Source organism: Ferviditalea candida, from assembly GCF_035282765.1.
In the GTDB taxonomy this organism is placed as follows: domain Bacteria; phylum Bacillota; class Bacilli; order Paenibacillales; family KCTC-25726; genus Ferviditalea; species Ferviditalea candida.
In genome coordinates this window covers 1-278 of the sequence record NZ_JAYJLD010000147.1, presented here as the reverse complement: position 1 = coordinate 278, position 278 = coordinate 1, and the positions used below count along the sequence as shown (strand labels likewise).

Genomic DNA, 278 nt, shown 5'->3' with positions numbered 1-278 from the left:
AGGTGCCCTTGCGCTATGCGGTGTCGTCCGGGGACGAATATTGGCGTGGTCACGCAAGCACCTGGTCTACAGCCGGCGTTGGCATGGGTCAGATGGCAACGGGCATGGCCCGGGCAGCATTCGAGCTTGCAATCGAGTACGTCCACGAGCGGCGCCAGGGCGGTGCGCTTCTCGCCGACCATCAAATGGTCCAGTACCGGCTCGGCACGATGGCTCGAAAGGTGGAAACCATGCGTGCCGTGGCTCGTCGCGCCACCGAGTACACGCTGCTTTCGCCG

The 278-nt window shown here is 64.4% G+C and carries 1 protein-coding gene; it reads left to right on the top strand.

Annotated features, from left to right (window positions below; genetic code table 11):
• Positions 1 to 83: 83 nt before the first annotated feature.
• On the top strand, positions 84 to 278 hold a 195-nt coding region (locus VF724_RS21440; RefSeq protein ID WP_371756259.1), incomplete at its 3' end, for an acyl-CoA dehydrogenase family protein.